At 67.9% G+C, this 19,138-nt stretch carries 23 protein-coding genes; 15 read left to right on the forward strand and 8 right to left on the reverse strand.

The genetic code is table 11. The features are described from left to right. Positions 1–305 (reverse strand): GxGYxYP domain-containing protein (locus AB0J09_RS29225; RefSeq protein ID WP_360697939.1); only part of this gene is annotated, 305 nt, incomplete at its 3' end. 221 nt (positions 306–526) lie between these two features. Next, a complete protein-coding gene (locus AB0J09_RS29230) occupies positions 527–1,027 on the reverse strand; it encodes a MarR family transcriptional regulator (protein WP_360697941.1) in 501 nt (166 codons plus the stop codon). Between the two features lie 242 nt (positions 1,028–1,269). Here AB0J09_RS29230 and AB0J09_RS29235 point away from each other — a divergent pair, with 242 nt between their 5' ends. After that, positions 1,270–2,340, forward strand: a complete 1,071-nt coding sequence (locus AB0J09_RS29235; protein ID WP_360697944.1) for an alkene reductase — start codon at positions 1,270–1,272, stop codon at positions 2,338–2,340. Positions 2,341–2,413: 73 nt separating this feature from the next. Here the strand turns inward: AB0J09_RS29235 and AB0J09_RS29240 are convergent, their stop codons facing one another. Next, entirely contained in the window at positions 2,414–2,947 is a 534-nt protein-coding gene (locus tag AB0J09_RS29240) for a MarR family transcriptional regulator (protein ID WP_360697947.1), read from the reverse strand. Between the two features lie 97 nt (positions 2,948–3,044). On the opposite strand from AB0J09_RS29240, the gene AB0J09_RS29245 reads away from it, so the two are divergent. The 8 genes from AB0J09_RS29245 (at position 3,045) to AB0J09_RS29280 (ending at position 10,856) form a co-directional block, all read left to right on the forward strand. After that, positions 3,045–3,473 (forward strand): PPOX class F420-dependent oxidoreductase, encoded by a 429-nt coding sequence (locus AB0J09_RS29245; protein ID WP_360697950.1) that lies wholly within the window; start codon positions 3,045–3,047, stop codon positions 3,471–3,473. Beyond that, complete coding sequence (locus AB0J09_RS29250; protein ID WP_360697998.1) at positions 3,470–3,904, forward strand: NAD(P)H-dependent oxidoreductase; 435 nt, start codon at positions 3,470–3,472, stop codon at positions 3,902–3,904. Before AB0J09_RS29245 ends, AB0J09_RS29250 begins: the two co-directional genes overlap by 4 nt. After that, complete coding sequence (locus AB0J09_RS29255; RefSeq protein WP_360697953.1) at positions 3,804–4,271, forward strand: nitroreductase/quinone reductase family protein; 468 nt, start codon at positions 3,804–3,806, stop codon at positions 4,269–4,271. Before AB0J09_RS29250 ends, AB0J09_RS29255 begins: the two co-directional genes overlap by 101 nt. Positions 4,272–4,725: 454 nt before the next feature. Then, positions 4,726–4,962, forward strand: coding sequence for a hypothetical protein (locus AB0J09_RS29260; RefSeq protein WP_360698001.1), 237 nt, complete (start codon positions 4,726–4,728; stop codon positions 4,960–4,962). Positions 4,963–5,303: 341 nt separating this feature from the next. Then, positions 5,304–7,103, forward strand: a complete 1,800-nt coding sequence (locus AB0J09_RS29265) for an IlvD/Edd family dehydratase (RefSeq protein ID WP_360697956.1) — start codon at positions 5,304–5,306, stop codon at positions 7,101–7,103. Beyond that, positions 7,090–8,097, forward strand: coding sequence for a C-terminal binding protein (locus tag AB0J09_RS29270; protein ID WP_360697959.1), 1,008 nt, complete (start codon positions 7,090–7,092; stop codon positions 8,095–8,097). The genes AB0J09_RS29265 and AB0J09_RS29270 overlap by 14 nt, the downstream gene beginning before the upstream one ends. A gap of 602 nt (positions 8,098–8,699) precedes the next feature. Further along, positions 8,700–9,731, forward strand: coding sequence for a hypothetical protein (locus AB0J09_RS29275; protein ID WP_360697962.1), 1,032 nt, complete (start codon positions 8,700–8,702; stop codon positions 9,729–9,731). 120 nt (positions 9,732–9,851) lie between these two features. Continuing rightward, positions 9,852–10,856 (forward strand): ABC transporter permease, encoded by a 1,005-nt coding sequence (locus AB0J09_RS29280; RefSeq protein WP_360697965.1) that lies wholly within the window; start codon positions 9,852–9,854, stop codon positions 10,854–10,856. A 279-nt stretch (positions 10,857–11,135) separates the two neighbouring features. Here the strand turns inward: AB0J09_RS29280 and AB0J09_RS29285 are convergent, their stop codons facing one another. From AB0J09_RS29285 to AB0J09_RS29300, 4 genes are all read right to left on the reverse strand, one after another. Continuing rightward, positions 11,136–11,678 carry a hypothetical protein gene (locus AB0J09_RS29285; RefSeq protein ID WP_360697968.1) on the reverse strand — a complete coding sequence of 181 codons (543 nt, stop codon included), beginning with the start codon at positions 11,676–11,678 and terminating at the stop codon, positions 11,136–11,138. A 376-nt stretch (positions 11,679–12,054) separates the two neighbouring features. Continuing rightward, a complete protein-coding gene (locus AB0J09_RS29290) occupies positions 12,055–12,795 on the reverse strand; it encodes a transposase (protein WP_360698004.1) in 741 nt (246 codons plus the stop codon). 230 nt (positions 12,796–13,025) lie between these two features. Next, positions 13,026–13,853, reverse strand: coding sequence for an SDR family NAD(P)-dependent oxidoreductase (locus AB0J09_RS29295; protein WP_360697971.1), 828 nt, complete (start codon positions 13,851–13,853; stop codon positions 13,026–13,028). Further along, positions 13,853–14,719, reverse strand: coding sequence for an SDR family NAD(P)-dependent oxidoreductase (locus tag AB0J09_RS29300; RefSeq protein ID WP_360697974.1), 867 nt, complete (start codon positions 14,717–14,719; stop codon positions 13,853–13,855). The genes AB0J09_RS29295 and AB0J09_RS29300 overlap by 1 nt, the downstream gene beginning before the upstream one ends. Before the next feature lie 96 nt (positions 14,720–14,815). Between AB0J09_RS29300 and AB0J09_RS29305 the strand changes: the two genes are divergently transcribed. From AB0J09_RS29305 to AB0J09_RS29315, 3 genes are read left to right on the forward strand one after another with little or no spacing between them, the layout of a single operon-like run. Further along, positions 14,816–15,424 carry a PadR family transcriptional regulator gene (locus AB0J09_RS29305; RefSeq protein WP_360697977.1) on the forward strand — a complete coding sequence of 203 codons (609 nt, stop codon included), beginning with the start codon at positions 14,816–14,818 and terminating at the stop codon, positions 15,422–15,424. A gap of 53 nt (positions 15,425–15,477) precedes the next feature. Beyond that, entirely contained in the window at positions 15,478–16,221 is a 744-nt protein-coding gene (locus tag AB0J09_RS29310; protein WP_360697980.1) for a DNA-formamidopyrimidine glycosylase family protein, read from the forward strand. Next, entirely contained in the window at positions 16,194–16,388 is a 195-nt protein-coding gene (locus AB0J09_RS29315; protein WP_360697983.1) for a hypothetical protein, read from the forward strand. The genes AB0J09_RS29310 and AB0J09_RS29315 overlap by 28 nt, the downstream gene beginning before the upstream one ends. 73 nt (positions 16,389–16,461) lie before the next feature. Here the strand turns inward: AB0J09_RS29315 and AB0J09_RS29320 are convergent, their stop codons facing one another. Further along, positions 16,462–17,247 carry an NAD(P)H-binding protein gene (locus tag AB0J09_RS29320; RefSeq protein WP_360697986.1) on the reverse strand — a complete coding sequence of 262 codons (786 nt, stop codon included), beginning with the start codon at positions 17,245–17,247 and terminating at the stop codon, positions 16,462–16,464. Between the two features lie 282 nt (positions 17,248–17,529). On the opposite strand from AB0J09_RS29320, the gene AB0J09_RS29325 reads away from it, so the two are divergent. The 3 genes from AB0J09_RS29325 to AB0J09_RS29335 all read left to right on the forward strand — a co-directional run. Beyond that, the gene (locus AB0J09_RS29325) at positions 17,530–18,120 is read left to right on the forward strand and encodes a hypothetical protein (RefSeq protein ID WP_360697989.1); all 591 of its coding nucleotides are present in this window, start codon (positions 17,530–17,532) and stop codon (positions 18,118–18,120) included. A gap of 63 nt (positions 18,121–18,183) precedes the next feature. After that, a complete protein-coding gene (locus tag AB0J09_RS29330; RefSeq protein ID WP_360697992.1) occupies positions 18,184–18,861 on the forward strand; it encodes a response regulator transcription factor in 678 nt (225 codons plus the stop codon). After that, a partial coding sequence (locus AB0J09_RS29335; protein WP_360697995.1) for a response regulator transcription factor occupies positions 18,836–19,138 on the forward strand: 303 nt, incomplete at its 3' end. The genes AB0J09_RS29330 and AB0J09_RS29335, both read left to right, overlap by 26 nt.

The following is a 19,138-nucleotide window of genomic DNA, read 5'->3' on the forward strand; positions in this document are numbered from 1 at the left end:
TGGCGGGTGACCGCTGCGCCGGTGCTGGACAGCCAGCGCTGGTCGTAGCCGGCGGCGTCGTAGTTGAAGTAGAGGCGCGGGCGGCGGCGGTTGACGACGCCCTGGAGGGTGGTCAGGAGCAACTGGTCGTTGCCGTGGAGGGTGCTGATGTCGGCGAAGTCGAGGTGGGAGGGACGGCCGAAGTTCGGAAGGAGGGGGGTGGTGGGGCTGGTTCTCGCGGCGGCGGGGCCCTGGAGGGTGAGGCCGAGACCGCCGGCCGCGAGGACCACGCCGTTCGCCCGGAGGAAACTGCGTCGTGACACCATCAACGATCTCCGCTCCTCGTGGGGGGACAAGGATTGACACCGCTGTCAACTGTCACTCGAACGTAACAACGTGACGTGATGTTGTCCATGGTGTCAATCAGGCGAATGCCACCGGTGGCGTTCCAGAGCATGGGGCTGCGCGATGAGCCGCCGAACCGCCCCAGAGCCAGCGGATGCAGCGGGAAGAGCGCGTCCCGGCCGGTACGCGGAGGTCGGAGGTCTTAGCTGGAGATGGCGCGGGCGAGGCTGTCTTCGACCTGCTGGAGGACTTTGAGGGCTTCGGCCTGCTGGTCGGGGGTGAGGCCGGCGGCTGTGGCGCTTTCGAGCTCGGTCCAGATGTCCTCGATCTGCCGGCGGACGGCCTGGCTGGCGGGGGTGGCCTCGATGATGGTGGCGCGTTTGTCCGTGGGGCTGGGCTTGCGGCGGACGAACCCGGCGTGTTCCAGGCGCTGGACCGTGCGGGTCATGGTGGCGGCGTCGGAGCCGAGCATCCGGACCAGGTCGACCTGACGCTGGGGGCCGTGGTCCCACAGCTGCATCATGACCAGCTCCTGGGCGGGGTGCAGGCCGACGCGGCGCAGGAGCTGGGCGGCGAGCATGCGGTGCAGGCGTGCGACGCGGACGATTGCGTGGTTCATCGGCCCCGCCTGAACCGAGGCGGGCAGCGGCGCATACGCCACCTCCGCGGCCTCGCCGGATCCCGCGTCCTTCGGTCTGCCCACGTGGGTCACCTCGCAACCATCCGATAGATGCTCGAACAAGCACAAGTCTAACGCCATCCCAATTGTTGTGCGCGGAGGATGGAGCTTCCCGGAAGATTCGAGTGCTAGCGGCACCGGCTGCGCAGCCTCGGGAATGAACTACTGTACTTACTTGTTCGAGCAGGCAATCGCAGCGACTGAGCGCTGTCATGGCCTACGGCCGCCCTGACCGGCGGTCTTCTTCGAGGACAAGGAAAGTGATCATGACTTCCGTATTCGACCCCTACCAGCTGGGCGGCACCCGCCTGGCCAACCGCATCGTGATGGCGCCGATGACCCGCAGTCGCGCCTACGGCCCCGGCGCGTCCGCGACCGAGCTGATGGCGACCTACTACGCCCAGCGCGCGTCCGCCGGGCTGATCATCACCGAGGGCACCCAGCCGTCCGTAGTCGGCCAGGGCTATCCGGACACCCCGGGTCTGCACTCGGCGCAGCAGGTGGCGGCGTGGCGGAAGGTGACCGACGCCGTCCACGCCCAGGGCGGTGTGATCTTCGCGCAGCTCATGCACACCGGCCGGGTCGGGCACACCGACTTCCTGCCCGCGGGGATGCACCCGGTCGGGGCATCCCCGATCGCCGCGGGCGGCCAGGTCTACACGCATGAGGGGCCGAAGGACTTCCTGACGCCCAAGGAGCTGTCGCAAGAGGAGATCGCCGAGACGATCGCGGACTTCGCCGCCGCCGCCCGTAACGCGATCCGCGCCGGCTTCGACGGCGTGGAGATCCACGGCGCCAACGGCTACCTGGTGCACCAGTTCCTCGCCTCCGGCGCCAACCAGCGCACCGACGTCTGGGGCGGCAGCCCGGCCAACCGGATCCGGTTCGCCGTCGAGGTCGCCTCGGCGGTCGCCGACGCCATCGGCGCCGCGCGGACCGGCATCCGCCTGTCCCCGGGCAATCCCTACAACGACATCGCCGAGGACGACCTGGAGGAGACGTCCGGCGCCCTGGTCGGGGAACTCGCTCCGATCGGCCTGGCCTATCTGCACCTCATGGAGGCACCCGGCGTCCGGGACCTGGTGCTGCGGCTGCGCAAGGACTGGCCCGGCGCTTTCATCCTCAACCCGTTCACCGGCATGGAGCCCACCGGTCCCGACGCGCTCGGCCTGATCGAGGACGGCACCGCCGATCTCATCTCCTATGGAGCCCTGTTCCTGGCCAACCCCGACCTGCCCGCCCGCCTGGCCGCCGGCGGTCCCTTCAACACCCCCGACCGCAGCACGTCCTTCGGCGGCGACCACCGCGGTTACACCGACTACCCCACCCTCACCTGAGCCGTCGGCTCAGGGCCGAAAGCGATCCGGCCTGGCAGCGGAGCGCTGCCACCACCCCCCCGATCGCCTCAGATCAGGACAAGCGGCGGTCCGAGGCGGACGATGATGTCCTGCAGCGTGCGATGATCGCGGCCATCGTGCTGCGGAAGTGCTCGCGGTCGTCGTCATTGAGGGATGCGATGAGCCGGTCGAGTTCCGCGCTCACCTCGGCGTGGAAGGCGATCGCCGCCTGGTGGCCGGCGTCGGTCAAGGTCACCTGCAGGGCGCGCCGATCGCCCGGCACCGATGATCGCTGGGCCAGCCCGCGCCGCTCCGCCCGGTTCATGAGGCCGGTGAGCGCCGCCTTCTCCACGCCGAAGCAGCGCGCGAGATCGGCCATGCCTCGGGGACCGTCGAGCAGGACGCACAGGAGCTTGGCCTGTACGGGGGTCAGGTCGTGGCGTTCGGAGACGCGCGTGTAGATGCCCTGCACCAGGGCGGTGAGCTGGACCAGTCCGGTGGCGACGTCCATCTCCGGATCGCCCGCGCCGGCGCGCTGCCCGTCACTCGCGCAACCAAGTCCCGCTGCGGAGTCCGTCCCCGTGATCGTTTGCCCCGTTTTGGTCACCAAGTTATGGTACATGTCGCATATAGTTAATGCCGCGTACAGTACGCTTCGTTAACGACGACGACTCTGCACCGGTTACGGCCAAGGAGGTCCGGACGTGTCTTTCAGCGACGAAGAGATCGCCTACCTGCACTCCCAGCGGCTGGCCCGCGTCGCCACCGTCGCCGCCGACGACCAGCCGGACGTGGTGCCGGTCGGGTTCGAGTTCGACGGGACGCACCTGTACGTGGGCGGCATCGACCCGGCCAGGACCCGCAAGTTCCGCAACGTGCAAGCCGGCAACACCAAGGTCGCGCTCGTCATCGACGACCTGGTATCCGCTCAGCCGTGGACGCCGCGCTACCTACGCATCTACGGCGAGGCCGAGCTCGTCGAACGACAGGGCCAGTTCGGGCCCGCCGCCTACATGCGCATCACCCCCACGCTGTCGTGGAGCTTCAACCTAGAAGGGGCGCCCTTCAACCACGACCGCGAGATCAAGGTCCGGCGCACCGTCCATGATCCCGCGCCCGAGCCTGGCGCATAGCGGCGGCAGCACGCGCCCCAGCCGGGCAGCCGACCTGGTGGCACCCTGGGTCATCGCGCGCCCGCGCCGGCTTCGAGGTCGAACTCGCCGACCTGCGGGACTGGCCGCCGAGCACCCCGCGACGATCGGCGACCCCAGCGACCCGACCTACTCCGAACCGATCGTGCGCTCCTGGAACGACAAAAGCTGATGCCTTCATCGTCGTCACCCCCGAATACAACCGCAGCATCCCCGCTGGCCTGAAGAACGCCATCGACAGCGTGTGGCTGTCGTTCGGCTTCCGCAACAGCCGGTCGGCTAACCCACGACCTGAAGTCACGGAGGACTCGCATGAGCTTCGACACCCCTGCCGGAACCCGCGGCACCCGCCAGCCGTCCGGGTGGGCGTTCCGCTGGCTGAACAAACTGATGGCCAGGCGGATCCGCCGTAAGGGCGGCGGCACGTTCATGGGCTTCAACGCCCTGGTCCTGACGACCGTCGGCCGCAAAAGCGGCTCCGAGCGCACCACGCCGGTCGGCTGGTTCCCCGGCCCGGACGGCAGCTACCTGATCGTGGCCTCAGCCGCTGGAGCCTCGGGGAACCCGGCCTGGTACTACAACATCGCCGCTCACCCCGACCAGGTCCGGGTCGAGGTCGAGGGCCGCACGATCGCCGTGACCGCCGAGCAGCTCCACGGGACCGAACGCGAACAGGCCTGGCAGCAGATCACCGCCGCCGCACCCCGCTTCGCCCAGTACCAGGAAAAGACCGACCGAGAGCTGCCGATCATCCGCCTGACGCCCCGGCCCGGGCCATGAGCTGTGCGGATCTCACTCGCCCGGCAGCGCACAGGTCGGCCCGCGCCGCCGCGGAACAGAGGTGAGCCCCGATCCATGACGGCTTTCTGGACTTCGCGCCGCTGTCGTTGATCGTGACCGAGGCCGGCGGGCGGTTCAGCGGAGACCGCGGCCAGTGCCACCCGGTGACCGGTACGGCGGTGTTCTCCTGCGGCGAGACAGTGCACAAGGCCGCGTGCCGTCCTCGACGTCGTCGGCGAGGAGCCGGCCGCCGGGCGGGCGCAGTGGCAAGGTCGGACTGGGGGTGCTGGTCGGGGGCGCCACGCCCGGCAGTAGGAAAGCGCTTTCCTCGCCGTCAATGCGACCTGTCCCCACCGATCGGGCCGGAAGGCATCGCCGCTGGCCAGCGATCAGCCGCACTCTCAACCGCCCCTGAAACTTTCACACGAGCGGGCCTCCTCGCCCTCGAGCCGGACTGCCCGATGGCCACCGGAGCAGATCGTCTGGGACGAGGCCCTCGCGTCCCCTCACCGACAAGGACGTCCTCCGACCCACCCGCCGCGCACGCTACAAGGCCGGCCGCGTCGGCGACCGCACGGTTCCCGCCTACGCCGACGAGGAAGGCGTGGATCAGGGGCACCGCACCGAGACGTTCGCCGAGGTGGAGCTGGAACTGGACAGCTGGCGCTGGTCAGGAGTCCATCCGCGGTGACGAGGCCGAAGACTCTTGGCGGGGTCCTCACGCCAGTGCTTTCAGCCTGGTCGGAGGATCTCGTTCCGCTTCAGGAGTACCCGGCCGGATCGGACGGGCCGGCCCCACAGCCCAGGGCGAACGTGCAAGAGTAGCGGCCTTTGCCGTTATTTCCGCACGTCAGGTGGATATCGAGAATGAGCGCTGGGTACCTGACGCCCTAGAAGAGTCGAGGAGCAGCCCCGACGGTCGACAGCATCCGCCCCCGGGCGTGGGCAGCGCCCTAGGGATTTTCCCACGGCGCCACGGCAGCGCCCGGCGCGTCGGGGCAGGAGCCCGCGTAGGCCGGCGAGGAGCACTTTATGCCACCGACGAAGCACACGACGAGAGACCTGCGCAGTCAGGCCTGGTGGGACAACGCGGGAAATCCGGAGATGACGGCTCTGTATCTCGAGCGCTTCCTCAACTACGGCCTTACTCCGGCGGAACTCCAGTCGGGCCGACCGATCATCGGCATCGCCCAGACGGGTAACGACCTGGTTCCCTGTAACCGACACCATCTCGCCCTCGCCGACCGGGTCAAGGCCGGGATCCGCGACGGCGGTGGCATCCCGTTCGAGTTCCCCGTCCATCCATTGCAGGAGACCGGCAAGCGCCCCACCGCGGCCCTGGACCGCAACCTCGCCTATCTCGGGCTGGTCGAGGTGCTCTACGGATATCCGCTCGACGGAGTGGTCTTGACAACAGGTTGTGACAAGACCACGCCCGCGTGTCTGACCGCGGCGGCGACGGTGAACATTCCGGCGATAGTCCTGTCCGGTGGGCCGATGCTCAACGGTTATTACGATGGCAAGCGGACAGGCTCGTCAGGCTCGGGGCTGGTGATCTGGCAGTCGAGGCGGCTGCTCGCCACCGGGCAGATCGACTACGACGAATTCATGGCGCGCGTGGCCGCTTCCGCGCCCAGCATCGGGCACTGCAACACGATGGGCACCGCGCTGTCGATGAACAGTCTGGCCGAGGCCCTGGGCATGTCCCTGCCCGGTTGCGCGGCGATACCGGCCCCCTACCGCGAGCGGGCGCAGATGGCCTACCACACAGGCTACCGAGCGGTGGCCATGGTGCGCGAGGACCTCACCCCGCGCAAGATCATGACCCGGCAGGCTTTCGAGAACGCGATCGTCGTCGCGTCGGCCATCGCCGCCTCGACCAACGTGCCCATCCACATCAACGCCATTGCGCGTCACGTCGGGGTGGCACTGTCCATCCATGACTGGCAACGAGTCGGAGCCGACATTCCGGTGCTGGCGAACATCGCCCCCGCCGGTGAGTTCCTCGGCGAGGACTTCTATCAAGCGGGTGGCGTCCCCGCACTCATGCGGTCGTTGCTGACAGCGGGGCACCTGCACGGCGACGCCGTGACGGTCACCGGTCGTACCGTGGCCGAGAACCTGGACGATGTCCCACCCGCCGACCCGGAGGTCATCCGTCCCTTCCACGAGCCTGTTGCCGCGCGGGGAGGCCTTCTCGTCATGACCGGGAACCTGTTCGACTCCGCAGTCATGAAGACCTCGGTCATCACCGACGCCTTCCGGGCCCGTTACCTGCCACATCCCGATGATCCGCCGGTGTTCGACCTTCGCGCCATCGTCTTCGACGGGCCGGAGGACTACCACGCCCGCATCGAAGACCCCGAGCTGGGCATAGACGAGGACTGCATCCTCGTCATCCGCTACACCGGGCCGATCGGCTATCCGGGATCAGCCGAGGTCGTGAACATGGAGGTCCCCACCGCACTGCTCCAGCGTGGCGTCACCGCGCTGCCCACGCTCGGCGACGGCCGGCAGAGCGGCACCTCGGACGCACCGTCCATTCTCAACGCCAGCCCCGAGGCCGCGGTCGGCGGCAACCTCGCCATCCTGCGCACCGGCGACCGGATCCGTATCGACATGGACAACGCGCGCGTCGACGTCCTGCTGTCAGCTGAGGAGATCGCCGCGCGGTGGGCTCAATACACACCGCCGGCACTGGAGAACCAGACACCGTGGCAGGAGATCTACCGCTCCACGGTCGGGCAGTTGGACAGCGGAGGCTGCTTGGAACTCGCCGTGTCGTACCAGGATCTCGCACACACCAAGGGGATTCCCCGTGACTCGCACTGACCGCAGCGGCACGATCATGATCGCCGATTTCGACTTCGGCGACGTGGACATCGAACGCGCAATCGTCGAGGGCGCCGGATTCGAGCTCCTTGCCGCACAGTGCAAGAGCGAGGACGAGGTGATCGAAAAGAGTCGAGACGTCGACGGCATCCTGACCCAGTACGCGCGGGTCGGTTCCCGCGCCATCGACGCGTTCACCCGTTGCCGCGTGATCGCTCGCTACGGCACGGGCGTGGACATCGTCGACGTCGCCGCCGCGACCCGACGGGGCATCCAGGTCACGAACGCGCCGAACGAGTGGTGCGCCGAGGAGGTCGCCGATCATGCCGTCGCGCTGTGGCTCGCCGCCGTCCGCAAGATCTGCGAATACGACCGAGCGACCCGGCAGGGCGTCTGGCACTGGCAGAGCGGAGAGCCGATCTGGCGGCTGAAAGGACGGGTGTTCGGACTGCTGTCCTTCGGCTCCATCGCACGGCTCATCGCCGAACGCGCGAGAGCGTTCGGCGTCGAGGTCTGGGCGCACGACCCGTTTCTCGACGAGTCCGAGATCCAGTCGCACCAGGTGCGGCCGGTGTCCTTCGACGACCTCGTGGAAGGTGCCGACTACCTGGTGATCCAGTCGCCGCTCACCCCACAGACACACCACACCTTCGACCGTGCGACGCTCCGCAGGATGAAGCCAACCGCCATCCTCATCAACACCGCGCGTGGGCCCATCGTGGAGGATGCGGCGATCTACCAGGCACTCACCGAAGGATGGATCGCCGGCGCAGCGCTGGACGACCTCGAGGAGGAACCCGCGAAACAACGCGACTGGCGCCCGCTCAACCCCCTCCTCAAGCTGCCCAACGTGATCGTCACGCCCCACGCCGCCTACTACTCCGAGGAGGCCATCACAACGGTCCGGCGCATAGCCGCCGAGGAGGCCGTGCGGGTACTGACCGGGCAACCAGCGCGTTTCCCGGTCAACGACGTGAGGGCAGCTTCCGCATGAACGGGACCGGCTCCCCCTCGAATCGATCCTGATCACGCATGCGGGGGCGATGATTCCCGACGCGGGCAGAGTACGGGTCATCGAGCGGCCTGAGCCGGCCGCCGTGACCGGCAGCCAGGTCCTGCTGCGGGGCTCGAGGCCCCGATGCGCGGTACGCGCAATGAGATCGGTTTCACGGCACGCGCTGATCAATGAGCATGACGGCATCGACCAGCCGCGCCGTCTGTCCCGGCCGACACCGAACGCCGCAAGGAACCCCCGACGAGACCCGCGCGGTCGCCCAGTTCCGGCCCGCCGCCGTCACCGGACCGTGGCCACTTCGACCGCATGACGATCCCACCAAGCTCTGACCTGCGGCAATGCGATCGCGTGCACCTTGTAGTGCAGTCGTACCGACACCCGGAGATGAGCTGGTCACAGACTCCGCTGCCGAGGTACTGGCACCCGTCAGCGCTCAGGCTCCCGGCTCGCCAGATCGAGCAGTACGCCTGCCAGACGGCTGACTCATCGTGAAGAACGACTGTGAACGTATGCCGAACGGCCGGACGTCGAAGGGCCGCATGGGCAAGAATCGGCGGAGACCGAAATCGAGGAGGTTCCCTGTGCGCGCCGTTCTCACCGCCGTGCTCGCGATGCTCATCCTGTTGGCCACTGGGATCAGTCCGGCCAGCGCCGCACTGTCCCGGTCGCCCTTGCCCGGCGGGAAGGCCAACTTTGTGGTCACACAGGGCTTCCTGCGCGCCGCGTCCGCCCAGAACTGGGTGCGCCTGGGTACCTACCAGTTCAAGGCCAACGGCACTGTCAGCGCGAACACCTACCTCTGGTGGCAGCGCAACCCCGAGGGCAGACAGGCCACCGGCGTCGTCCCGGATTCGAGCTGCTCAACCAAGGCAGGCGGCTCCAGCACACGCGTACGTGCCTGCAACGTACTGACTGCCGCCGGTTTCACAGGCGCCCCGGACGAATCCCGCACCGGAACGTACACAACGGCCGGCAACGTGGTGAGCATCAGATGGAAAATCGCCCAGACCTGGACCGAGAAGTGGCGCGTGCAGCTGTCGCCTGACGGCAAGCTCGCCCAGTTGCAGTTCGCGGACAGCACCTTGGCCACCAACGGATACGGCTACGGCAGCAACGCCCCGCTCACCACGCGCCGCGCGATGAGCTCCGTGCGCGCCTTCGCCGGGACGCTCAAGCAGGACCTGGTCTCCTGGTCTGGCCACCGCATCGTGAAGTCCGACGGTCAGGTCTTCAAGCAGTCCTCCTTCCGCGGCTGCGCCACCACGACCTGGTGCCTGACCTACCTGCAGCCGGCATCCCCGGGCGCCTGCCAGAAGTCCGGCGGCTGCCCCAACTTCGGCGGAGGCACCCGCGCGAACGTCAGCTCCATCCAGTACTACCTCATCACAGTCTCCAACCGCGATCGCCGCGACACCCTGTGGCACTGGTGCACCTGCCTGGCCATGGAGAGCAAGCAGTTCTGCTACTCAGGCAACTCGCATATCAAACCGCTTCTGCAAATCATCGACGACAGCGGAGCCTTCCGCGGCTGGGTCGGCGCCGAGGCGTCCTTCTACCCCGGGGCCAGGTCCAAGGACATGATGGCCGTATTCCGTACCGCCGACTTCCGCTGACACGTGTGCGCCGATAGCGCCCCCACGCCCCGTCATGGACGCTTCCCGAATGGCTTCGCGAGCCGTCACGGAGAGAATGTCAGCGAGCTGGACCGGTGGGCGCCTGCCTAGCGTGGGCGCATGGGTGACTGGTGGGCGACCTTCAAGCAATCGCGGTACTTTCCCGCGTCTGTCCTGGTGGTGATCCTCTCGGCGGGGGCGGGGCTGTTCGCCGGGTCGTACACCTACGCCATGGCCTCCCCGACCCCGCATCATCTGCCTGTAGCGGTCGTCGGCGTCACCGCCGAGACCGTGCGCGGGAAGGCCTTCGTCGCCGGGCTGGAGAAATCGCTGGAGGCCTCGCTCGTCCTGCGCTTCTACCCGACCTACGCCGAGGCCAGGCAGGCCATCGAGGAGCAGCGTGTCTTCGCCGTGTTCGTCGTGCGAGGCGCCGACGTCAACATGGACGTGTCGAGCGCCTCGGGCGCGTCGGTGGCGCAGCTGCTCACCGAGGAGTCCCCGAAAGTCGCCACGCGGGTGGGGGTGCGCCTCACGGTGAGGGACGTCAAGCCGCTCCAGCGAGCGGATCCGCGCGGCCTGGCGATCTTCTACATCACGCTCGCCGCAGTGATCATCGGGTTCACCGGGGCGGCCCAGCTGAGCGCCAACGCGGCCGATCTCAACGCCGGCGAGCGGATCGCCTTCACGGCGCTGTACGCGGCGCTCGGCGCGTTCGCCATCGTGGCGATCGTGGACTGGTTGCTTGGCGCGCTGGATCTGCCGGTCCCGGAGTCCTGGTTGATCCTGGCCCTGACCATGTTCACGACGGGGATGGTGTTCACCATGTTCAACACCTTCCTGGGGCGCTGGGCGATGCTCCCCACCTGGGGGCTGATGGTCCTGCTCGGCAACCCCTCCTCCGGTGGGGCGGTGTCGTGGCCACTGCTGCCCTCACCGCTCGGCGCCATCGGTCGCTGGCTGCCGCCGGGAGCGTCGGTCAACGCCCAGCACACCGCCGTCTACTTCCGCGGCCACCAGAGCCTGATGCCGTTCCTGGTGCTGGGGGCGTGGGCGCTAGCGTCCTGCGTGGTCTTCCTGATCTGGCGACGGCGTCACCCTGGGGGCCGACCCCGTGATCATGAATAGCGCACAGCAGGACCGTACCTTCTGGTCCGGCATCCCCCGATACGCGGAACGCCGTCGATGCGCGCGCGATCAGGTGGGTGTGCAGGTGCCAGAAGGTGCGGGCGACGTCGGCTTGGGCTGCGTGGGGGATGCCTTCGGGGCGGTCGCGTCGGCTAAGACGTTGATGGCCGTACGGTCACGTCACTGACCTGACGCCCCCGCCGGCATCCCCACGCGGGGCTCTCCCACGCCAGACGAACGGCCAAGTCCGGATCTTCCGGCTGCGGCGTCGACTCGCGATCAGGCCGGGAAGTCCTTGGGGTTGATCGATGTGGTCTGCGCGTTGCCACCCTTCACCTGGTGGAGGGTCAAGGTCCAGATGCTGTACGAGGTGGCGGTCGTGACGAACTTCAGCCGGTCGTTGAAGAGCTGGTAACTGGCGGCCCGGGAGAACCTGCCCTTGGAGGTGGCGAAGGCGTAGCCGGTGGTGAAGTAGATCCGGTACGTGCCGTCCCTGACATCCTTGATGCTGGCGGTGGACTTCGCGCGGACGTAGATGCTGATCGCCTTGGTCTTGCCCTTGACGAGGGTGACGACGCCGTCCTTCGAAGTGCCGTTCTTGATCTTGAGGGTGCCGCGGCCGCCGCTGATCCGGTCGTACAGGATCCTGCCGTTACTCGGGCGGGCCGCGGCGGCCGAGCCGGCCGTCTGCGATGCCACGGCGACGGACTCCGTACCGGTCACGGTGGCACCGGCCGGGGAAGAGGTCAGCAGGCCGCCGGCCAACGCGACGGCGGCGACGACACCGGCACGCAGGGCGGCTCCTTCGAGAAGTCTCTTCACTACGAACATCTCCTTTGGGAGCGCATGGGTTAGATCACGGCCAAAGATAGAAGAACCGGGCGAATCGCGTACCTGTTATCTCCCAGGACAGGTGATTCCGAGCAGCTGCGCTTCGCCGGCCCGCTGGAGATCACCGGCGCCGCGAGCCCCCGGCAGGCCCTCGCCGCACTCCACGGCTACCTCGCGGCCTGGCTGGACGCGGACCTGCGGCGCACCGCCACCGGCCTGCTGCGCTACCACTTCTGGATGGCCGACACGTCACCAGGCCGCATGACGCGGCTTCCGGCTCAGGGATGTGAGAGGGCGGTTCGCGAGTTGATGTCCCTTTGATCGCTTGCGCTGCATGAGGAGGGCTGGTCACGGGCTCGTTTCCGGGCTATGGATGCGGCTGAGCGAACAATCCCGGCTCGATCTCCGCGAGAATGCCCAGGCTGACCAGGCGTTTGAGCTTGGCGCGGGTGTTCTCGATGTTCTTCCGCGCCAGGGGCAGGTCCAGGGCCAGGCAGAGGTCGCACGCTCGTGCGGGCTGGCCGGTGTCGGCCATGAGGGTGAGAATCTGCTGGTAGGCGGGATGGTCGGGCAGCGTGGGAGCCGGTGGCGGCGGGGGTGCCGGATCGGGTTCGCCAGCGAGGACGAGTAAGGTCTTGCGGGTGATCCGCAGATGATCGAGGTCCTGGTCGAGGTCTCGCAGGCGGGCGGTCAACTCCTCGATCCGAGTTTGGGTCTGTTCGAGATGGCTGGTCAGCGCTTTCTCGCGGGCGTCGATCCGGTCCAGCAGCCACGCGCCGGGGTCCGGAGTGCTCACGTGGGTGGCACCGTGGGCGATCACGCTGTTCTTAAACCCCTGGTCGACCAAGGCGATCTGGACGCTGCCGGGCGCAGTGGCGGCGGCGACCCGGTCCAGCAGAGCGTTACCGATGGCGGTGTCGTGGATCGAAGCTGCCGCGACCACCGCCTGAATGACCAGGCCCAGCACATCCACGGCCAGCCCACGCTTGCGACCCGGTACCTTCTTGGCCGCATCCCGGCCGGCCGTGGCCTTCGGGACGCCGGCCGCGACCGACCCTGACCAGGCGAGATGGCCAGGGTCCGCTGCCGCCTGCCCACTGATCTTTATTTCGGGTCAGAGGTATATCCGTTGGATCCTGCGCGATTACTACCGGACAGAACAGTTAGATCAGCGGGCCGGTGTAGCGCAAGATCCACATGCCCTGGTTTTTGTCGGTGATGTAGATGTAGCCGCGCCGGTCGACGACGACGTCCTCGGTCTGCAGGACCAAGTCCGGTGTGCCTGGTTGTTGTACGGGCAGGGTCGTGTTTGTTCGTCAACTTGCTGTCCTGTTTTGCTCAGGCGGCGAACGGGCCGCGCAGGTCCTCGGTGATCGACCACAGGCGCCGGCCGGCCGCCGTGTCGTAGGAGTGGGGTGAGGAGGACACCGGGGTAAACCGGTCGTAATACCTGCCGGCCGACACGCTGCCCGTTGCCAGCCGCACCACCGGTTCGGCGCCACGGCGTGAGGACAATGCAAAGGCGTGCACCAGGCCTACCTGGATGGTGGGGAACTCTCGGCCGAGGCGGGTGCGCACGAAGCCGGGGTGCAGGGCCGCGACGGTCAACTCGGGGAAGCGGGCATGCAGTTCGTAGGTGAACATCAGGTTGGCCAGCTTGGTGCGGCTGTAGACCATGAACGGGTCATAGCCGCGTTCGCTCTGGAGATCGTCGAAGTCGAGGACGACTAGGCCCCCGCCTCTCATCGGGGTGCGATGACCTTCGGAGTTGACGTTGATGACCCGTCCCTCGCCCCGCCGCAGCAAGGGCAGCAACCGGCTCGTCGTCGAGAACGGCGCCAGGTGGTGGACGGCGAAGTTGAGTTCGAACCCCTCTGCGGTGACTGCCCGGGTGGGCCGCATGACACCAGCGTTGTTGATCAGCGCGTCGATCCTGTCGATCATCTCGCTCACCTGGCCGACCAGCGCGTCGATGCCGTCGGAGGTGGCCACGTCCGCTTCGATCACATGGGCTCGGGACAGCTCGCGAGCCAGGTCCTTGGCCCGTCCAGGATCGCGGCCGACCAGGATCAGCCGATAGCCGTCGGTGGCTAGTTGCCGAGCGGCCTGCCTGCCCAGGCCGGAGGTGGCGCCAATGAGGACGATGGTACGCGGATGGGCGCTCATCAGGCAGCTCCCGGGGTGACCTTGTCGAGTCCGAAGTTGCTCGCGATCAGCCGCTCGCGCAGACTGGCGGGCAACCGGGACAGGGTGACCAGCACATGGGCGTCGGAGCCGGTCACGTAGCGCCGCTTGGGGTTGCGGACCTCCACAGCCGTGACGATGGTCTTGACGACCCGGTGGACAGGGCCGTTCTTCTGCTTGGCCATCATTTTGGCGAACGCGGCCAGATGGTTGGCATACAGGGCCACGCGATGCGGGTCGGCCGAATCTGTCGCGCTCTTCGCGGCCGCCTCAGCCGAGGCGAAAATGGGTGTCTCCGTGGCACCCGGCTCCACCAGCACGACCGGGATGTTCCATGCAGCCAACTCCAGACGCTGGGCATCGGACAGGGCCGCAAGGGCCGCCTTGCTCGCCGAGATGGGAGCCATGAGCGGTAGCGGGGTACGGGCGGTCGACGCGCCGACGTTGACAACCCGGCCGCCTCCCAAACGCAGTAGCGGCAGGAACGCCTGGGTGACGTAGGTGGGGCCGAAGGTGTTCACCTCGAACTGGCGCTGCAGTTCGGCTGGGGGCACCAGTTCCAGCGGACCCTGGACTATGACCCCGGCGTTGTTGATCACCGCGTGCAGGCCGCCTGCGGCGGTCGGATGCCTGCTCACCCGCTTGGCGGCGTCCGCCACGCTGCCCGGATCCGTAACATCCACCTGCACGGTGACCACGTGTGGCAGCTCGTCCAGCGAGCCGCGGTTGCTGCGGACACCTGCGAAAACAAGGTAACCGCGCTGCGTCAGATCCTTCACCAGGGCTTCACCGATTCCCCCTGCCGCGCCGGTCAGGAAGATGGCCCGCCGCTGCCGATCTCTAGGCATTTCGACCCTCTATTTCTACATGTTGATTGATACATGTAAGCATGTACATGTAGAGGGTTCATGTCAAGCTGGACTCAGCAGAAGGGAAGGAACCCCATGTCATTGCGTCACGGCGTCCTGGGCCTGCTCGCAGAAGGACCGGCGAGCGGCTACGACTTGGCCCAGCGATTCCAGGAGGTCCTCGGCGCCGTGTGGCCAGCCAAGCATCCGCAGATCTACGCCGAGCTCGGCCGACTGGCCGATGCAGGGCTGATCGAGGTCGAGAGCGAGGGCCCGCGCGGACGCAAGGCGTACCGCATCACCGCTGCCGGACTGGCCGAGGTACGCAACTGGCTGACACAGGGCGAGGTCGACCACACCGTACGGCTGCAGTCGCTGCTGAGGACGTTCTTCTTCTGGCTGATGGATCCGGAAGACCTGCAACGACACCTGGCGCAAGAGGCACAGTTCTTCACCGCCGCGGCCGATCACTACCGCGCCTACGCCGCCGCCAAGGACCGCGGCGACTTCGGCGACAGTGTTCAAACCCAGTCCATGCGCGTTGCCGTCGAGGCAGGAATCCGCCTCTACCAAACCCTCGCCGACTGGGCCCAGTGGGCCCAGACCGTACCCCCCGCAGCACCCAAAACCACCAGAACAGCAAGCCCGCAGTCCGACGCTCTATCCACCACGGACGGCCCTACCTCCCGCGGGACGGCTAGATGATTCAGTCCAGATGATTGCCTGCGGAACGAGGCGAGGGTGTCCAAGATCGGTTTGTGACAACAGAACTGAACACACTCGCCACCGCACTCTGGGGAAGACCAACAAACCCCGGGATCCTTCGCGGCATCGGCGCGCGGCAACTGGCCGATGCGCTGCGAGGACACCGGTTCGAGCAGCCGAGGCGGCACGGCAAATGGCTGATAGCGCCCGCAGGCGGGCCGGTGCTGATGCTGCATTTCGGCATGACCGGCTCACTGTCCTGGCATTCCCCTGATGAGCCATGGCACCGGCATGACCGTGTCGTCCGGCAGTTCGACGACGGTGAGCTGCGCTTCCGCGACATGCGGAAGCTCCAGGGCATCCGCCTTGCCGACGATGAGACTCAGGCCGAGCGGGTGCTCAGCGACCTCGGCCCGGACGCGCGCGACGTGTCACGCGCGCGCTTCGACAAGCTGCTGTCGGGCCGCCGGGGACGGCTCAAGTCGGTGCTGACCGACCAGACGTTCCTCGCCGGCCTGGGCAACCTGCTCGCCGACGAGATCTGCTGGCATGCCCGGATCAATCCCCAGCGTGCCGTGGGAGACCTGGACGATAACGACCGCGCGGCGTTGTACGGGGCCATGCGCCGGGTCCTGCGAGAGTCGATCAAGGCCGGATGCGTTCCCTCGCGTGACACCTGGCTCACCGGGGCCCGCGACGAACCCGCCGGCCCCTGCCCGCGCTGCGGTACATCCCTGTCCAGCCGCCGTATCGCCGACCGTACGACCGTGTGGTGCCCTGGCTGCCAACCTTCCTGACGGCGCTGGCCGGCTCGCGGAACAGTTGCGCGCTGCTGATTCTCGGACACGCCCGGCATCTGGGCGGTGATCATCGAAGCGCGCGAAGGAACTGGCAGCAGGCCCACGAACTGTTCACCGCCATCGGGACACCGGAAGCGCACCTGACCGCATCGCTGCTCAAGTGAGCTCCTGTCCATGCGTACGTCCGCGAGCAGCCGCCCGCTCCTCGGCCCGCCCGACGAGCATGACCAGTCCCCGCTACCCGAGGCTTCTCCCCTGTTCCTGGAGATACCGCTTCCAGGTGATCGTTCCCGTGGGCGTCGCATCGGTCACGAGGTGGTCGCCACGGAAGGTGGCGCCGACTTTGCCGGGCACCTTCATCCGTACCAGAGGGCGCCTCTTGCCGCGCGCCTCGAGCCACTGGCGAGCGGCCTCGTCGAACGCCAAGACCTCAGGTCCGCCGAAATCCTCCGTCTCACCGCTCGGCCCGGCTTGCAGGCGCCGGATGAGATGGTGCGCGACGTCACGGACGTCGACCGGCTGGGCCCGGATGCCGGGATCGGCGATCATCAGCCCGGAGCGCGCCGCCATCGAGAACGCCTGATCCATGAACTCGTGGAACTGCGCGGCCCGCACGATGGACCACGGCACCCTGCCCGAACTGACGATCTCCTCAGCGCGCACCTTTGTGCGGAAATATCCCCATGGGATCTGGTCTGCGCCGATGATCGAAACATAGAGCAGATGCGCGACCCCGCACTCGCGGGCCACCTCGGCAAGCCGGCGTGTGCCGTCCAGCTCGACGTGATCGGTGTACTTGCGCTTGTACGGGGCCGCGGCGAGATGCACCACCGCGTGAACGTCCGTCAGCGCCGCGGCCAGCCCGTACCCGGTGGTCAGATCCGCCGTGACCCAGTCGACGTCACCTCCGGAACGCACGGTCCGGCTCATCCCCCGCACCTTGTAGCCCAACTCCGTCAGCCGTGGCAGCAATGCCCCGCCTAACCTGCCTGTCGCGCCGGTCACCAGGACGGATTCCCTCACAGCACACTCCCCAAGGTCCTTGTTCGCCTGCAGACGGTATGGCTCCGGCCGCGACAGCGAATCTGTCGAACGACTGGATGCGGCCGGTCATCTGACAGATTCTCCAGGACGTCCACGACGCCCCCGTACGCACGGGTCACTTCCCGTCTTCGGCGCCGGCCCGCCACACCACAAGAGGGAAAACCCTTAGATCGTCGCCGGGTTTGCCACGATGTGGCGGACCCGGCGGCGGGCGCATGGTTGAGCCATCAAGAAGAGAGCACGACTCCCGAGGAGCTCACCATGAACCGCTCGACCCGCGTCCTGGCCGCCGCCACGACCCTCGCCGCCACTGTCGTCTCCGGGCTCGCCATCGCCGCTCCCGCGCAGGCCCGCACCACCACATGCGCCATCCAGCCGTACGGGGCGATCGGCGACTTCTGGCGCTCGCTGGGCGGGGAGAGGAGCCCCCTCGGCTGCCCCACCAGTGAGGAGAAGGGCGTGCCCAACCAGAACGGGCGCAAGCAGCGTTTCGCGGGCGGCCAGGTGGCGTGGTCGCCGGACCAGGGCAGCAACATGATCGTCGCAGCGTACGAGTCGAACGGCAAGGCGGTGTTCCGCTGGGGGCCGACGAACCCGTTCAACTACGACTACTGGCGCATCCACTGGAAGGCCAGCCCCAACATCGGCCTGGTCGGCTTCCCCAGCCACGACGTCACCACGCGCACCTCATCGCGGACCGCCGGCAAGGTCATCGGCTACCCCCCGGCCGGCGTGACCAACAGCTCTGGCTACTCCGCGACGTACACGTTCTGGGTCGAGGGCTGCGACGACAAGCTGACCGGCGACACCTGCCGGCAGGGGTGGACCATCCCGGTCTCCGTCAACGCGTGACTCCTGATCGCGAGGTCCGGACGCCCTGGGCGTCCGGACCTTCGTGCTGTCAGACTTGACCACATGCGGGTGGTGATCTGTGATGATTCGACCCTCTTCCGTAAGGGACTGGCGCTGCTCCTCGGCGCGGTGGGAGTCGAGGTGGCGGCGCAGGCGCGCGACGTCGCGGAGCTGTGGGCGCACCTCGCCGCGCATCAGGTGGACGCGGCGATCCTGGACGTGCGGATGCCGCCGACGTTCACCGACGAGGGCCTGGCCGCGGCGATCGAGCTGCGGGAGCGGTATCCGCAGGTCGGCGTGCTCGTCCTGTCGACGTACGCCGAGGGCGCCTACGCCGCCCGCCTGCTGGAGGCAGGCGGGCGCGGCGTCGGCTACCTGCTCAAGGACCGGGTGGACGACGCCGCCGCGCTGCGCGCCGCGCTTGAGCGGATCGCCTCGGGCGGGGCGGTGGTCGATCCGGAGATCGTGAGCATGCTGCTGCAGCTGCGCCACGAGGAGACGACGGTGAACAAGCTCACCGACCGCGAGCGCGACGTCCTGCGGCTCATGGCGGAGGGCCGGTCCAACGCGGCCATCGCCCGTACCCTGTTCCTCGGCACCAAGACCGTCGAGGCGCACATCGCCGCGGTGCTGACCAAGCTCGGCCTGAGCCCGGCGGCGGACGACAACCGGCGGGTGCTCGCCGTGCTCACCTGGCTACGCATGGAGGGCGCCGATGTCCGTACGCGTCGTGATCGCTGAGGACTCCCTGCTGGTCAGGGAGGGTGTCCGTCGCCTGCTCGACCTGCAGGAGGACTTCCAGGTCGTGGCCGCCTGCGCGGATCTGCCCGGGTTGCTCGCCGCGGTGGACGAGCACGGGCCCGACGTTGTGGTGACCGACATCAGGATGCCGCCGGGCTTCGCCGACGAGGGGATCGTCGCCGCGACCCGGTTGCGGCAGAGCCATCCCGGGGTGGGCGTCGTGGTGTTGTCGCAGTACGCCGAGCCCGCCTACGCCACGCCGCTGCTGGCGGGCGGC

The organism is Nonomuraea sp. NPDC049784 (assembly GCF_040659615.1).
In the GTDB taxonomy this organism is placed as follows: Bacteria; Actinomycetota; Actinomycetes; order Streptosporangiales; family Streptosporangiaceae; genus Nonomuraea.

Excerpts from the sequence above, each read along its gene's own strand:
- AB0J09_RS29330 (WP_360697992.1), top strand. The coding sequence starts at position 18,184 with ATGCGGGTGGTGATCTGTGATGATTCGACCCTCTTCCGTAAGGGACTG.
- AB0J09_RS29280 (WP_360697965.1), top strand. The coding sequence starts at position 9,852 with ATGGGTGACTGGTGGGCGACCTTCAAGCAATCGCGGTACTTTCCCGCG.
- AB0J09_RS29305 (WP_360697977.1), top strand. The coding sequence starts at position 14,816 with ATGTCATTGCGTCACGGCGTCCTGGGCCTGCTCGCAGAAGGACCGGCG.
- AB0J09_RS29295 (WP_360697971.1), bottom strand. The coding sequence starts at position 13,853 with ATGAGCGCCCATCCGCGTACCATCGTCCTCATTGGCGCCACCTCCGGC.
- AB0J09_RS29265 (WP_360697956.1), top strand. The coding sequence starts at position 5,304 with ATGCCACCGACGAAGCACACGACGAGAGACCTGCGCAGTCAGGCCTGG.
- AB0J09_RS29235 (WP_360697944.1), top strand. The coding sequence starts at position 1,270 with ATGACTTCCGTATTCGACCCCTACCAGCTGGGCGGCACCCGCCTGGCC.
- AB0J09_RS29325 (WP_360697989.1), top strand. The coding sequence starts at position 17,530 with ATGAACCGCTCGACCCGCGTCCTGGCCGCCGCCACGACCCTCGCCGCC.
- AB0J09_RS29300 (WP_360697974.1), bottom strand. The coding sequence starts at position 14,719 with ATGCCTAGAGATCGGCAGCGGCGGGCCATCTTCCTGACCGGCGCGGCA.
- AB0J09_RS29255 (WP_360697953.1), top strand. The coding sequence starts at position 3,804 with ATGAGCTTCGACACCCCTGCCGGAACCCGCGGCACCCGCCAGCCGTCC.